Here is a 14,148-nt window from a genome sequence, read left to right on the forward strand (position 1 = left end):
GTCGGTATTGAAAAAACGGTGATGCTGACGGGAGATAACCAAAGAACAGCCGAAGCCATCGGAAAACAAGTCGGTGTTTCCGATATTAAAGCCGATTTACTTCCAGAAGATAAACTGAATTTCATCAAAGAGCTTCGCGACAAGTATCGAAGTGTTGCGATGGTTGGAGATGGTGTGAACGATGCACCAGCTCTTGCAGCTTCAACCGTTGGTGTGGCAATGGGTGGTGCTGGAACCGATACAGCCCTTGAAACAGCCGATATTGCTTTAATGTCTGATGATTTAAGTAAATTGCCATATACGATTAAATTGAGCCGCAAGGCTTTAGCAATTATTAAGCAAAACATTACCTTCTCTTTGGGCATTAAGGTGCTGGCGTTATTGTTAATTGTACCTGGTTGGTTAACGTTATGGTTAGCGATATTTGCGGATATGGGAGCAACATTAATCGTAACATTAAACAGCATGCGATTGCTAAATGTGAAAGAATAATGCAATAGTTGAAGAAGACACACAAAAAGACCGAATTTATTTCGGTCTTTTTGTGTGGTTTAAAAATCAACATTGAAATTTAACAAAGCCCTGATTAAAAACAGTCAAAACTAACAAAACAAATGACCTAAATTTTAGAGATCTTAATTAATTAAATGGGATTTTAATAAAAATGCTTGGCGCTTAAAGCCAAGCATTTCTTATTTTCCTAAAATTACTTAGGTAATGTCATAGGTATAACATTACCAACATATTTTTATTTTAAATAATTTTGAGCGGGGGAGAAGGAGATGGAAGTATATAATGTTCACCAAGCACTAAAAATACTTCAGGAATATTACATTACTGACTCAATTCAAATGGTTACTCGTTGGATCAGAGAAGGAAAGATTAAAGCAGAACGTTCGGCAAATCGAAAGGAGGGTTGGCGAATTTATCACGATGATTTATTCGAGTTTATTGAAGAACAGAGACCAGGTTTGCCTGAAGTAATGGGAGTTTATGAATGGTATGTAGAAAACTCTTTTTCAATGTTGGCGAATGACCATCGTGAAAAGCATAATAAATTGGATTCTGAAGAAGTTAAAGGTGATAGCACTCACTCGGAAGAATTAATGAAACAGCTCATGGAGGAGAAGAATCAATTAGAAAATCAACTCATTAATATGCAGGATGAGTTGAACTTGGTTTACGAGCAAATCACTGAATTAACGGTTAAAGTTCAAAAACTGGAAGAAGAAAATGCTTTTTTAATCGGTTTATATGAGCAAATGGATGAGATGTATCAAGAATTAGAAAAGAAAAATCAACAAGAAAGTAGTAATGAAACACCAAAAACAATGGAACGCAAATTAAAGAAAGAGATGTCTATTGAAGATTTTAAAATGATTTTCGAAAAAGTGATCAAGGGATACAAAAGTGAAACAATAAACTACATACAGCAAGAAAATAAACTAATCAACGAAATATATACGTTGTTTTTCAATGAAGATGGAGAGTTAAAAAACGAGGTTATTGATGATGGAGAATATATTTGTCCATTGACTAAGAAGAAGTATAAAAAAAATTTAAGATCCATGCTTAAAAACGCGATCCGAACCAAATTAGAACAAATCCTGAATTCAGTTGACGAAACAGTGTTAGCTAACGACTCGAGTCGTTAGTCTTTTTTACTTATCAAATAAATAAGGATTTGAAATGGAGTTAACAAACGAACCGAAACAAATAAAAGAAATTTATGACGAGGAGGAGAATCTCTCGTTCTGAAGAATAACAACAAATGGAGACGAGATAAGGCAAGTTTACTTCCGAATTTCACACTTTCGTTTGAATTTGTAAAGATTATGTTAAAGTCGTTTTTTTCTCTTGTTTTATATAAGTATGTAGTTATATACTTATTAAAGGGAAGAGTAAGTATGGTTATACTACCATATCCATTTCGTGGATATGAAAGATGTGACATCATTATTTAGTGTGAGAGGAACAAAATTGCAAATAAAGGGATTTAGGAGTATCATATTTCATTTTCGCTCATATATATAAGTAAATAACTATATAATCATAAAAGAATAGGAGGTGTTTCCATGCAAAAGACAGTAGTGGAAATAGAAAAAGCATCACACGTTTTAAAGTTGTTTGGTGATAAAACACGTTTAACGATCATGGCAATTTTAAAACAACGTGAGTGTTGTGTATGCGAGCTTCTTGAGGTGTTTGACATGAGTCAGCCGGCTATTAGTCAGCATCTTCGCAAGTTAAAAGATGCAGGATTAGTAAAAGAAGATAAGAGGGGACAGTGGATTTATTATTCCCTCAATTCACAAAATGAGTTATATGATTTCATCCAAGATATTCTGCAACATATTCCAGATCAAACAGAGAATATTCGTAAGATTGAGGAAACCAACCCTACGCTCCGTTGCGGTTGTTAACCTACTAATCTACTAATTTAAATTATTAGGGGGGAAAAAATGAATAATACGGGGAAAAAACGTCTATCGTTTTTGGATCGATACCTCACGCTTTGGATTTTCCTTGCTATGGCAGCAGGAATTGGCTTAGGATTTGTCTTTCCAGGCTTTGTAGACGGAATGAACAGTTTGCAGGTAGGGACCACATCAATTCCAATTGCGATTGGCTTAATTTTAATGATGTATCCTCCGTTAGCAAAAGTTCGTTATGAGGAGATTGGGCGCGTCTTTAAAGATGTGAAAGTATTAGTGTTATCGCTCGTACAAAACTGGATTATTGGACCGATTCTTATGTTTTTGTTGGCGATCATATTCTTACCGGATAAACCGGAATACATGGTCGGACTCATCCTAATCGGTCTGGCACGTTGTATTGCGATGGTGATTGTCTGGAATGATTTAGCGAAAGGAGACAGGGAGTACGCAGCTGGATTGGTGGCGTTTAACTCTGTATTCCAAATGCTATTTTACTCTGTTTATGCGTATGTGTTTGTGACGATCATTCCAGAATGGTTAGGACTAGAAGGTGCTGTCGTTAATATTACAATGATGGAAGTCGCTAAGTCGGTGTTCATTTACTTAGGAATTCCGTTTCTTGGCGGAATGTTGACGCGCTTTTTGTTGGTAAAAGCAAAGGGCAGACAATGGTATGAAAAAGTATTTATTCCAAAAATCAGCCCGATTACATTGATTTCTTTGTTGTTTACGATTATCGTCATGTTCTCTTTAAAAGGAGACGTCATTGTAAGCTTGCCGTTGGATGTAGTGAGAGTTGCCATTCCATTGTTGATTTACTTTGTGTTGATGTTCTTCGTTTCCTTCTTCTTAGGGAGGAAATTTGGAGCGAGCTACCCTGTAACCACAACACTTGCCTTTACAGCCGGCAGTAATAACTTTGAGTTAGCGATTGCCGTAGCTGTTGGCGTGTTTGGGATCCATTCTGGTGCAGCATTTGCAGCTGTTATTGGACCACTGGTGGAAGTGCCTGTCATGATTGCGTTAGTCAACGTGGCACTATGGTTTCAACGAAAATACTTTAAAACAGAATCAGTATCATACTAACAACAGAGGTGGAAGGAAACATGAAAAACAAAAAGATCATTTACTTCTTATGCACAGGTAACTCTTGCCGCAGCCAAATGGCAGAAGGATGGGCAAAAAAATATCTTGGCGACGAGTGGGAAGTGTACAGCGCCGGTATTGAAGCGCATGGACTAAATCCAAACGCGGTAAAAGTCATGAAAGAAGTAGGAATTGATATTTCGAACCAGACATCGGATATCATTGATCCGGAAATTTTAAATAAAGCGGATTTGGTAGTAACATTATGTGGTCATGCAGCGGACCATTGTCCAGTAACCCCACCAAATGTGAAACGTGTTCATTGGGGATTTGATGATCCGGCAAAGGCGGAAGGAACGGAGGAGGAAAAATTAGCTGTATTCCGTCGTGTTCGCGATGAAATCGGCGCGCGCATCAAAAAATTTGCTGAAACAGGCGAATAAGACAAAATGACAGCCGAGAAGAATCTTCTCGGCTGATTTTACAGGAGGGGAAATCATGATAAAAATTGGTGAAATTTTATTCTATTTTCTAAATTAAAAAGTTGCAATATGCAAATAATGTGATATAAATAATTATAGAGGTGAAAAAATGGAAAACATTAGAGAGTTGTTTCAAGTGATGACACGTCGTTTTGGATTGCTAAATAAAAATTGCTGTTCGATTGATGATGTAGATATTTCTCTCGTTCAAAGCCATATTCTTTATGAAATTGACAAAAGAGAACATCCCTCCATGCAACAAGTGGCTGAAGCATTAGGAATGGATATTACCACGTTCAGCAGACAGATTCAAAATTTAGTGAAAAAGGGATTAGTAAAAAAAACGCCGCTTCCTGAAGATCGAAGAGTATACACGTTATCGTTAACCACCGAAGGAAAGTTTATCGCAACAACCATTGATCGAGAAATAAATAGATATCTAGAAGAAGTGTTTTCACATATGACGGAATTTGAGAAAGAAACCGTGATTCGTTCGATTAAATTGTTGAATGAGTGTATGGCAAAATCAAGTGTATGTTGTAAACCGTTATTTTGAGGCAAGTATATCTAGCTTGCCTGTTTGTTAAACATATAGTTGTAATTTGCAAATAAAATAAGGAGAGATAATCAATGAGCATAGCGATTTTTCAAGACTTTCTCTTATATTGCGTTAGAATTAACTCTTTTGTTTTTGGCTATTTCGTTCGTCATTCACTTTTCAGTAAGGATATATTCCTTATGATAAAATGCAAAGTTTGTTAACAAAGCGCCATCCGTTATTCGGAGCATTGGTTGCTGTCGCGTTTGCGTTTTGCTCATGTTCTACGATCCCAGTTGTCGTATCGCTTTTAAACCAGAAGGTCCGTTTCGGTATTGTGATGATTTTTCTCTTTGATTCTCCTGTGCTCGATCCAATCATATTGACACTCATGGCTGCGACACTCGGAGTAAAAAAAGGAGAAGTAGAGATCGGAAAGAAACGAAACATGAGAGAAGCTTTACAGGAGACCTTTCACTTAATAAAAACGGTTTATCCATATTTGCTTTTGGGTGCAGGCATTGAAGCCATTATTCATGGTGCTGTACTGACAGAATGGATTTCAACCTATATGGGGGGTGATAAGTGGTGGCTTGTTCCACTTGCAGCAATCATCGGAATTCCTTTGTATATCCGCCTTTTCACGATGATTCCCATTTCACAAATGTTGATTGCAAAAGGCATGGCATTAGGACCTGTTATGGCGCCGATGGTTAGCTCAGCAGGGGCAAGCTTACCGGAGATCACATGATTACACAGTATCTTTAGAAAGAAGCTGGTCTTTGCGTTTGTAGGTTCTGTCATGACGATGGCAACGTTATCAGGATTTTTATTCTATATCATTTAAGGAGTGATAACTTATGAATCACGTTAATAACGATCAAATCCGGCAAAATGTCCGCAGCCGCTATAAGCAAATTGCGCTGCAGGAAGTAAATTCTAGAAGCTGTTGTTCAGACTCTTCCGGATGTTGTGGTACACCTAATGAGGTATCAGCAAAACTAGGATACTCGGATGAGGAATTATCTGCCGTGCCAGAAGGAGCTAATCTTGGACTTGGTTGCGGCAACCCGCTAGCAATTGCGGAATTGAACCCCGGAGATGTGGTGTTGGATCTTGGTTGTGGTGCCGGTTTCGATTGCTTTTTGGCTGCTCGTCAGGTCGGAGAAACCGGGCGCGTCATTGGTGTGGATATGACACCAGAAATGATCAGCAAAGCACGCAACAATGCTGCCAAGGGTGGCTTTACCAATACTGAATTTCGGTTAGGAGAAATCGAATATTTACCGGTGGCAGATGGTTCGGTGGATGTCATTATTTCCAATTGCGTCATTAATCTTTCTCCAGATAAGCCCCAGGTGTTCAAGGAAGCCTATCGTGTGCTGAAACCAGGAGGGCGCCTTGTCATTTCCGACGTTGTGGCGACGGCAGAACTTCCATCGGAAATCAAAAACAATATGGATGTCTTGTATTCGGGCTGCGTATCAGGAGCAGCATCGATTGGTGAACTGGAATCCATGTTACAACAGAGTGGATTCACACAGATCACCATTGAACCAAAAGATGAATCGAAGGAGTTTATCAAAGATTGGGTGCCTGGAGCGAACATCGAGGATTACATTGTTTCTGCGATCATTAAAGCAATGAAACCTTAAAAAATGTGGTGTAACAGATCGGAACTCGTTGGGGAAGAAAAGCGTGAGTGTTGCTAATGTTACATGGAAAAGGCATTAGGCGATTCCTAGTGCCTTTTCCGTGAAAATCCCACGTTGGTGAGTGGTGATTTTCATGCCCGAGTGGAGGGCAAAACGTTGCCCATGGACCTTTTCTGTATGAAAATAAGGAGGGATTTTTCATATGAACATTCGTAGCTTTCGCAAAGAGGATTGGATGCAAGTGAAGGAAATTTACGAGCAAGGAATTGCGACAGGACAAGCAACGTTTGAAACGACAGCACCATCGTTTGAAAAATGGGAATCGACCATTGCCGCAAATTTATGTTTGGTCGCTGAAAACGAAGAAGGCATTCAAGGCTGGTGTAAGATAAGTAAAGTATCGGATCGCTGCGTGTATGAAGGGGTGGGAGAGGTGAGTGTGTATGTTCGAGATGTGAGTCGGGGAAAAGGAGTGGGAAAAAAACTTCTACAAGCTATGATCAAAGAATCCGAGGCAAAAGGATTTTGGACATTAACAGCAGGGATTTTCCCTGAAAACATACCAAGTTTACGTTTACATCAAAGTGTTGGATTTCGTGAAGTTGGTATCCGACAACGTATAGGAAAGTTAAATGGGGTATGGCGTGATGTGGTATTGCTTGAGCGTCGCAGTCCAGTTGTAGGTATAGACTGATTATGAATTTTATATTATGTAATCACTTTGTATATATAAAAGTGGCAGATTATTCTCGGATTCATAGCGAACCAAAATAAATCTGCCACTAGAGTTAGATCCAAATACAATTGTGTTATTTCCATATACCATTCTGTCAATGTACAGCCCCTCGTTGTGGGTTATGTCCTCCTCTGCAAAAAACAGTATATTTTGTTAATTGTATTTAACTTTTTCCAAGGCTCTTTTGTTATTGGATGAAACGAAGATCATGAATTAAAAAATCTTTTTTTATCGGACAGCTAGGAGTGTAAAGACATTCAGCTAACGATTGTTGTTGGAGTTTGTTTGCCATTGCTCCTTTAAAGAAGGCAATGGCTTTTTTATCATTTGTTATTAATTTTAAATGTTCATTGTTTTTTCCGAATACTTGGAATTGCTTGATTACCAGCGGTGAGCAATAAAACAACGGCTTTGGAAATGACATTCCGAATGGTTCTAAAACGCCTAAGTCATCAAAAATATGCATAGGGAACTGATGTAAGGGAATTGTACTAATATATTTTAATTTTGGAGTTAGTGGCGGTTCGTCTAAGGCTGCTAGTTGAATCGCTTCTTTAAAAGCATGGATATGGTCGAAATCGAGTGGCATCGAAAAACCAGCAGCGGCTCGATGACCACCGTATTTGGTTAAGAAGTGGGAGCACTTCTTAATCACATTAATGATGGAAAAATCAGTCGTGTTTACACTTCTGGCAGAACCGGCTCCTGTCAAGGAAATCACAACCGCTGGCTTTTTGAATTTATTTGCTATTTTTGCGGCGATGAGACCGATTATTCCGCTGTGAAAATCATCGCAAACGACAATAACATTTTGTTTGTACCATTGGTTTTGAATAATTTGTTCCTCAATACGTTGGAATTGTTCTTTTGTCATTTGTTGCCGCTTTTTATTTAAAGTAATTAATGCGTAAAGATCTGCTTTTGTACATAAAGGGTTGACTAGGATATCGACAGCTTCGTTTGGATCTCCAATTCGTCCCGACGAGTTAAAAATCGGTCCAATTTGAAAGCTAATGGTGGAACTATCGACATATTTAATTCGTAACATTTCAAAGAGTTTTTTTAATACAGGGGTTGGTGTATAGTTCATTTTCTGCAATCCAAGTTTACAAATAATACGATTTTCTCCTTTGAGAGGCATTAGATCCGCAATCGTACCTAATGTCGCAAACTCAATAAATTCGTAAACATGTTTATCCCATGGAATTTTTCCCGCCATAAATAGTGCCTGTACGACTTTTAAAGCGACTCCCGCACCGGATAGATGCGGAAACGGATAAGTGTTGTCATGTCGTTTCGGATTAATAAACGCATAACAGTCAGGATGCGGACCTAAAACTTCGTGATGATCCGTAACAATGACATCCATTCCTCTTCTTTTTGCGACTTCCATGGCAGAGTGGGCACTTGATCCATTATCTACTGTAATAATTAAAGAGACATCTTCCGGAATTTTTTCTATTGCTTTCGGTGACAAACCGTACCCTTCATTACGAAGCGGCAATCGATAATGGACATCTGCTTTAAATTTCTTTAAAGCTTTGTACAGGATAGCTGTTGCTGTCATTCCATCTACATCATAATCACCATAAATCAGAATTTTTTCTTTTTGTATCAAAGCTTTAATAATGCGTATAATCGCTTTTTTCATGTCATTCATGAGAAATGGATCATGAAAATCATCTATAGTCGGAAATAAGAATCGTGATACTTTTTCGCAATTGTCGATGCCGTGAATAAACAAATGGTGCATCAGTACAGGTTCGATATCAAACTGTCTTGCCATATAGGTGATTAAAGCTTTATTTGGATGTTTTTCTAGTGGTGTATCAAACGGTACCCAATCCATACTTACCGTCCTCTCGTGAGTTGTAAAACCAAGCATATTTTTTAGCTTGAAAAACGTTTAATGTTTGAAAAAATCGGTCGGATGGGATGTTTTTTGTTCCGTAGTATTCTTGGTAAAAGCGCAAAAGGTACTCTGGAGGACGGTTATATGTTAAATACTCTCTGTAAAGATCGATTGGTATTGGGAATGCGTTTTCGTATTCAATTCCTCCTTTTGACAACACAAAATACAACTCAAATGGCGTGTCGATTTCAAGCGAACTCATTACTTCTTTATAAAAAATGACACCCGAATTTTTGTAAGAGATCAGTTCTTTTTTTAGATGAAGCAGATTCTGAAATTGATTAGTATCGAGCAATTGGCGTAAGGTGATCGGTTTCATGCTGTCAACTCCATTTACTGAATGTTTAATACGATTTCAATATCCTTTTCATCAAGTAAAATCACTTTTTCAACAATCGTTTTAATGAATGATTTTGCTTCCTGGACTGGTAAAACATCGATTGCATCGATCACATTGTTTATTTTTTCTTTCACCATTGCCTCAAGCTTTTTTACATCCACTAAAGAAGCATTTTCCGCTTTTTGAGCTTCTGCAATGATTTGTTCCATCCGCTTTTTTTCTTCATTTAAATCCTCTAACTCAATGAGTCCTGCCGTGTACGCTTCCACTTTTCGTTTATAACGGTTTTTGGCGGCTCGAATTTTTTGCTCGATTGTGCTCTCTTCGTTTTCAGCAGCCCTTTGAATAAGATGAGGAATCATTTGGGTGTTAATCGAATCGGCTAACTTTAATAACCCATGTTTAAACCATGACTCCACATCGTCAGCGCGGTACTGTTTGCTTGTACACGTTCCTTTGTTTTTGTTAGCGGAACAACGATAAACACGATAGCGATTTTTCGGTGAACCTGACCAACCAATGCTCATTCCTGAACCACATCTGCCGCATTTTAATAGTCCACCAAGCAAATGGGGACTTGTTTGTGCTCGAGGTGCCATTTGTTTTTTATTTACTCTTTTTTGTACTTGTTCCCATGTAACTTGATCAATAATAGCTGGACAAGCGTCTTCAACGACAACCCAATCGGCATCATCTTTTTTTACCCGCTTCGATTTACTGGAGTCGATACGGTTCCAAACCAGAGTTCCTTTATATACGGGATTGGTAAGCATTCGTTTAATAGCACGAATCGACCATTCCTTTTTTTTGACGAGAAGCTATTCCTTCTTCATTTAGCTTTTTAGCAATCGCATAGTAGCCGAGCCCTTTATTTAGATACCAATCATAAACGTTTCGAACGATTTGTGCTTCTGGTTCATAAATAACTAATTCTTTATTTACATCTAATCTGTAACCGTAAGGGCTTTGTGTTAACCATTTTCCTTGTCTGGCTGCGTGCAGCATGTTTTCAAAAACACGTTCCCGAATTCGTTCCCGTTCAAACTCGGCAACCGCACCTAGGACTTGGAGTGTAAGACGTCCGGACGGAGTATTGGTGTCAAACGATTCGCTAATCGAAATAAATGAAACGTTATATTCTTGGAACGTATCAATTAATTTCAAAAGATCCAATAATCGCCTGCTCAAACGGTCCAATTTCGTGACTAATATTTTTGAAATCGTACCTTTTTTTACTTCCTGTAATAAACGGTTTAACTCCGGACGATCAAGATTTTTAGCAGAATAACCGTCATCTATAAAAAGTAGTGGTTCCTCATTCCAACCCATTGCCCGGCAGTAAGCTTTTAACCGTTCTTGTTGTTCATCGAGCGAAACCCCTTCCCGAGCTTGTTCGTCCGTAGAAACGCGGCAATATAAAGCAATCGATCTTTCTTGAAAAGTGTCTTTCATACAGATTGCCTCCAACTCTGTTTGTCCATATCCCATATATATGTTTGGATGAAGCAAACAATGAGTTTGAACGATTAACAGGGTTGTCCTATCCCATTCTTCGCATATGTATGAGCAAAGGGGGAATACCGATGGAAGATGTGAAAGTCCGCTTCTCCGTAAATAGCAGTTTAGGAAAATTTTCATTTGACGACATCCACGATCTTCATAGCCACCCTGTTGCTCAAATGATCCAAGAAAAAATGGTTGCATGGGAACAGAAGTTTAAGGGAAGCGCAATTCATCACTTATTGCATAAAGAAATCGGTCAGGAACAAGCAAAACAGATTCAAGTTGCCTTCCAACAAAAAGAGAGCCAACCGGTCGATGGTTAGGCTCTCCTTTTTTGTTAATTTTATTCATTATTATGAACAGATGTTTATTATTATGAATAAAATTACCAAAATTTGTTCATCATAAAATTAGCGAGTGGAGTTTTCATTCAAAAACAAATGAACTCCTCGCTCCAGTGTGGAAAGGAGGTAATCAGCAATTTCTGGGTGCTTTTGTTCCAATTCCTTTAGTTGTCGCATGACATGTTGGATCCGAATATCGAATTCGCTATCAGTGGAATGTGTTGTTTCAACAGGAAGGAGTGAGAGTTCTTCTTGAAGTTTTTCGAGAAGTGAAAGCTGAATGGTGTCTGTTTTACCCGTTTCTAAATTGCTGAGATAAGCGGGAGAAACATTTAACCGTTCAGCGAAAGCATTTAAACTGATTCCTTTTTGTTTTCTTAGCACACGAATTCGTTCTCCTATATGTTGCAACATATTCGAATTCCTCCATAAAAATGGCTAGACGCATGTATTTTCAAAGAAATACAGGTTTGGTTAGAAACAAAGGCTTTATTGTATTTCAACATTCATCTAAAAAAATCCTGTTTGTAAGCTTAAGTTTTAGAAAAACATCATAAATTTTTTGAGGAGAGATAGAAATGAAAAGAAAAATCCCAAAAGTAACTTGCCAAGTCGTTTCTATTCAATATGTTCATGATCCAGAGGCAGCTGAAAAGTGGTTTGACTTGTACACAGATATTATTTTGAAGCAAATACAGAACAGGCAAGAAACGAAAAGGGACTCGGAGGTGTTGGATGATTGAAAACGGTTGCTTACTACCGCAACTCGATTAGCAAAGAAAAGCAGAAGTTATCCATTGAAATGCAAATGCAGCATGTGCATGAGGTAGCAGCAAAAAACCGTTTATTGATCGATGATGAGTTTATGGATCGAGAAACGTCCGCCAGAAAAAAGAAAATGGAAGAGAGAAAGGGCATGGCGCAGCTAATCGAGGAAATAAAAAAGGGGCGCGTAAAAAATTTAATTGTGTACAGCCGTTGCCGCTTGGCACGAAATGTACAACAGTATATGAGTTTATATGATTTACTAAGGCAGCATAAGGTAAATGTCATTTTCGCAGCGGACTTTGAATTTCCTATGATGTATACGGCGGAGGCTGAATTAATTGAACGGATTGTCGCCGCCATGAACCAGGAAGATGCTGAAAAATTGGTTCAAAAATTGCAAGATTCTAAAGTAACTGTAGCAAGAGAAGGAAAACATGCTGGGGGACGTATTCCATTTGGGTATCGATCACCCCGAGAGGATCTTGAAGAGGATAAGGAGGAGTCTGATTGGATTTTAGTTGAAGAGGAAGTAAAGACAATCCAAAACGTTTATGATTTATTTTTGCAAAAAGATTTTAGCTCCCTCACAAAATTTGTAGAGATAGTAAACGAATTGGGACTGCGCTTTAAAGATAATAAGGAATGGAACTATTCTAATATGCAAAACGTTCTTACAAACCCTATTTACAAAGGAAAAAGAATATCTCACATAAAGGGAGAAGAAATTGAAAAAGATGTGCCGCATCTTAAGATTGTCGATGAAACAGTATGGGAAAACGTTCAAAAGAAAATGAGTAAGGTTGTAAAGAGACGCAAAAAATCAAAAGAAAATCAAAATGAAAACCATGTATTTTTATTAAAAGAGCTTGTTTATTGTGATGAATGTAATCAAGTAATGCATGGCAAGCCACATCAATTAAAGGGTAAAACGTTTTTAGTGTATAAATGTAAAAAACATTCCAAAGTGCGAGCATCAAAAGATTGGTTAGAAAACACAGTTATTGAACATGCGAATGAGTTCTTTAACCAAATTATTCATACGCAATTTGCGGAGGTTATTGAGAAAATATACAAGGGAGAAACGAAGGGATATATCGAAGCCATTAAGCAAATTGACCGTGAACTGAAACAGTTAGAGGAAAGTATGGTACAGAGAGTGGAGCATGCTCTGGCAAAGGAAGAAGAACTTCAATTAAACAAGTCGATGTTACAGATGTTAAAGAAATATGAACAAAGCTTGTTTGTTAAATCCGAATTAGAATCCAGGATTTTCGAAATGAACGAAAAGTTTAAGACGATACATGATTGGAAACAGGAATCATCGTTGAAAATGATTGATCCGGACATGGAAGACGATCAAAAAATAGAATTGCTGCAGGACATTATCTCTCGTGTTCGGGTCAGTAAAGAGAAAATTGAAATTATTTTCCGTCATCCATTATTTACAGGATTGGAGGGAAGGGAAGAAATTGGACTTATCTAAGATTTTGACACCCGGCATGAAGGGGGTTTTTTATGGTCGGCATTCCACGCATAAGCAGACAATGGAAACACAGCGTCGTAGCGCCTATGATTTAGCCGAAAAATATCAGTGTACAATTGTGGAGGAAATTCTGGACGAGGGAGTGTCTTCACGAAAAAAAGATCGTGAAGGATATAAGCGATTGATTGCTGCAGCTTATGAAAAGAAATTTGACTTCGTTATTATCTACTCACATTCCCGTATTGCACGCATACCTGAAGAACATGATCTGATACGCGCAACGATGCATATATTAGATATCCCAATCATCGAAAGTGAAACAGAAAGTTTATATGATTTTGGCGACACTATTTTTAGAGCGATTAAAGATGGAATAGCCAAATATGAGCTGGATAAAATCCGGATCAATACAAAAAATGCAATTGAAACGTTGGCGAAAAATGGACGATGGACAGGTGGCAGGGCTCCGTTTGGGTATCAGTATACTTCCAAAAAGGAAGGAGGAACTGAAAAGTTTGATATAGTGGAAGCTGAAATAGAATTGGTGAAAAAAGTGTTTGAGTTATATAAAAATCATCATGGTTTTTCATCTATTGCCAGACAGCTTCCTGAAAACAGTTATCGTGGAAAAGCATGGACTAAGGACCGTGTAAAAAACATCATTACGAATCCCTTTTATGCAGGTTATATCGCGATCAGAAGAAAGCACGAAAAGAAACACAATGCGTTAAAAGACAGAAGTGAGTGGATAATGAAAAAAAGTCCACTTATTCCGGCGGTTTTAACGATTGAAGAATGGGAGTATTGCTGGAATCTATACAAAACAAAGAACGAGAGAAAAATTCCACCGAAACACTTTAAAA

15 protein-coding genes and 2 pseudogenes are annotated in these 14,148 nt (G+C 38.0%); 13 read left to right on the forward strand and 4 right to left on the reverse strand.

What is annotated here, in order from left to right; genetic code table 11:
- The 9 genes and pseudogenes from I656_RS13725 to I656_RS13685 all read left to right on the forward strand — a co-directional run.
- Window positions 1-492: HAD-IC family P-type ATPase (locus I656_RS13725; RefSeq protein ID WP_020753778.1), on the forward strand; the 492-nt coding region annotated here is incomplete at its 5' end.
- Between the two features lie 290 nt (window positions 493-782).
- Window positions 783-1,655, forward strand: a complete 873-nt coding sequence (locus I656_RS13720; protein ID WP_011230090.1) for a DNA-binding protein — start codon at window positions 783-785, stop codon at window positions 1,653-1,655.
- Between the two features lie 420 nt (window positions 1,656-2,075).
- Window positions 2,076-2,423 (forward strand): metalloregulator ArsR/SmtB family transcription factor, encoded by a 348-nt coding sequence (locus I656_RS13715; protein ID WP_020753779.1) that lies wholly within the window; start codon window positions 2,076-2,078, stop codon window positions 2,421-2,423.
- A 39-nt stretch (window positions 2,424-2,462) separates the two neighbouring features.
- Entirely contained in the window at window positions 2,463-3,524 is a 1,062-nt protein-coding gene (gene arsB / locus I656_RS13710; RefSeq protein ID WP_020279843.1) for an ACR3 family arsenite efflux transporter, read from the forward strand.
- 20 nt (window positions 3,525-3,544) lie between these two features.
- Complete coding sequence (arsC, locus tag I656_RS13705; RefSeq protein ID WP_011230093.1) at window positions 3,545-3,967, forward strand: arsenate reductase (thioredoxin); 423 nt, start codon at window positions 3,545-3,547, stop codon at window positions 3,965-3,967.
- 148 nt (window positions 3,968-4,115) lie between these two features.
- Window positions 4,116-4,562 carry a MarR family winged helix-turn-helix transcriptional regulator gene (locus tag I656_RS13700; protein ID WP_011230094.1) on the forward strand — a complete coding sequence of 149 codons (447 nt, stop codon included), beginning with the start codon at window positions 4,116-4,118 and terminating at the stop codon, window positions 4,560-4,562.
- Window positions 4,563-4,670: 108 nt separating this feature from the next.
- Window positions 4,671-5,391: pseudogene (locus I656_RS13695) on the forward strand (permease).
- Window positions 5,392-5,404: 13 nt separating this feature from the next.
- Entirely contained in the window at window positions 5,405-6,199 is a 795-nt protein-coding gene (locus tag I656_RS13690; protein ID WP_011230096.1) for an arsenite methyltransferase, read from the forward strand.
- 202 nt (window positions 6,200-6,401) lie between these two features.
- On the forward strand, window positions 6,402-6,893 hold the full coding sequence (locus I656_RS13685) for a GNAT family N-acetyltransferase (protein ID WP_011230097.1): 492 nt from the start codon (window positions 6,402-6,404) through the stop codon (window positions 6,891-6,893).
- Between the two features lie 229 nt (window positions 6,894-7,122).
- Here I656_RS13685 and recJ read toward each other — a convergent pair whose 3' ends face one another.
- The 3 genes and pseudogenes from recJ to I656_RS0114595 form a co-directional block, all read right to left on the reverse strand.
- Entirely contained in the window at window positions 7,123-8,784 is a 1,662-nt protein-coding gene (gene recJ / locus I656_RS13680) for a single-stranded-DNA-specific exonuclease RecJ (protein WP_025038998.1), read from the reverse strand.
- On the reverse strand, window positions 8,765-9,166 hold the full coding sequence (locus I656_RS0114590; RefSeq protein WP_025038997.1) for a hypothetical protein: 402 nt from the start codon (window positions 9,164-9,166) through the stop codon (window positions 8,765-8,767). The genes recJ and I656_RS0114590 overlap by 20 nt, the downstream gene beginning before the upstream one ends.
- A gap of 14 nt (window positions 9,167-9,180) precedes the next feature.
- Window positions 9,181-10,639: pseudogene (locus tag I656_RS0114595) on the reverse strand (recombinase family protein).
- A 131-nt stretch (window positions 10,640-10,770) separates the two neighbouring features.
- On the opposite strand from I656_RS0114595, the gene I656_RS0114600 reads away from it, so the two are divergent.
- Window positions 10,771-11,013, forward strand: a complete 243-nt coding sequence (locus tag I656_RS0114600; protein WP_025038995.1) for a hypothetical protein — start codon at window positions 10,771-10,773, stop codon at window positions 11,011-11,013.
- A gap of 87 nt (window positions 11,014-11,100) precedes the next feature.
- Here I656_RS0114600 and I656_RS13675 read toward each other — a convergent pair whose 3' ends face one another.
- A complete protein-coding gene (locus tag I656_RS13675; RefSeq protein ID WP_020753785.1) occupies window positions 11,101-11,448 on the reverse strand; it encodes a helix-turn-helix domain-containing protein in 348 nt (115 codons plus the stop codon).
- Between the two features lie 164 nt (window positions 11,449-11,612).
- Between I656_RS13675 and I656_RS18545 the strand changes: the two genes are divergently transcribed.
- From I656_RS18545 to I656_RS13665, 3 genes are all read left to right on the forward strand, one after another.
- Complete coding sequence (locus I656_RS18545) at window positions 11,613-11,777, forward strand: hypothetical protein (RefSeq protein WP_011230102.1); 165 nt, start codon at window positions 11,613-11,615, stop codon at window positions 11,775-11,777.
- Window positions 11,774-13,285 (forward strand): recombinase family protein, encoded by a 1,512-nt coding sequence (locus I656_RS13670; RefSeq protein ID WP_011230103.1) that lies wholly within the window; start codon window positions 11,774-11,776, stop codon window positions 13,283-13,285. The genes I656_RS18545 and I656_RS13670 overlap by 4 nt, the downstream gene beginning before the upstream one ends.
- A partial coding sequence (locus I656_RS13665; RefSeq protein WP_020753786.1) for a recombinase family protein occupies window positions 13,272-14,148 on the forward strand: 877 nt, incomplete at its 3' end. The genes I656_RS13670 and I656_RS13665, both read left to right, overlap by 14 nt.

Origin of the sequence: Geobacillus sp. WSUCF1, assembly GCF_000422025.1 — a bacterium.
Classification (GTDB): Bacteria; Bacillota; Bacilli; order Bacillales; family Anoxybacillaceae; genus Geobacillus; species Geobacillus zalihae.

Bases quoted from the DNA above. Each gene is read 5' to 3' on its own strand.
- I656_RS13675 (WP_020753785.1), bottom strand. From the start codon at position 11,448: ATGTTGCAACATATAGGAGAACGAATTCGTGTGCTAAGAAAACAAAAA.
- I656_RS0114590 (WP_025038997.1), bottom strand. From the start codon at position 9,166: ATGAAACCGATCACCTTACGCCAATTGCTCGATACTAATCAATTTCAG.
- I656_RS13690 (WP_011230096.1), top strand. From the start codon at position 5,405: ATGAATCACGTTAATAACGATCAAATCCGGCAAAATGTCCGCAGCCGC.
- I656_RS13685 (WP_011230097.1), top strand. From the start codon at position 6,402: ATGAACATTCGTAGCTTTCGCAAAGAGGATTGGATGCAAGTGAAGGAA.
- I656_RS18545 (WP_011230102.1), top strand. From the start codon at position 11,613: ATGAAAAGAAAAATCCCAAAAGTAACTTGCCAAGTCGTTTCTATTCAA.
- arsB (WP_020279843.1), top strand. From the start codon at position 2,463: ATGAATAATACGGGGAAAAAACGTCTATCGTTTTTGGATCGATACCTC.
- recJ (WP_025038998.1), bottom strand. From the start codon at position 8,784: ATGGATTGGGTACCGTTTGATACACCACTAGAAAAACATCCAAATAAA.
- I656_RS13715 (WP_020753779.1), top strand. From the start codon at position 2,076: ATGCAAAAGACAGTAGTGGAAATAGAAAAAGCATCACACGTTTTAAAG.
- I656_RS13700 (WP_011230094.1), top strand. From the start codon at position 4,116: ATGGAAAACATTAGAGAGTTGTTTCAAGTGATGACACGTCGTTTTGGA.
- arsC (WP_011230093.1), top strand. From the start codon at position 3,545: ATGAAAAACAAAAAGATCATTTACTTCTTATGCACAGGTAACTCTTGC.
- I656_RS13720 (WP_011230090.1), top strand. From the start codon at position 783: ATGGAAGTATATAATGTTCACCAAGCACTAAAAATACTTCAGGAATAT.
- I656_RS0114600 (WP_025038995.1), top strand. From the start codon at position 10,771: ATGGAAGATGTGAAAGTCCGCTTCTCCGTAAATAGCAGTTTAGGAAAA.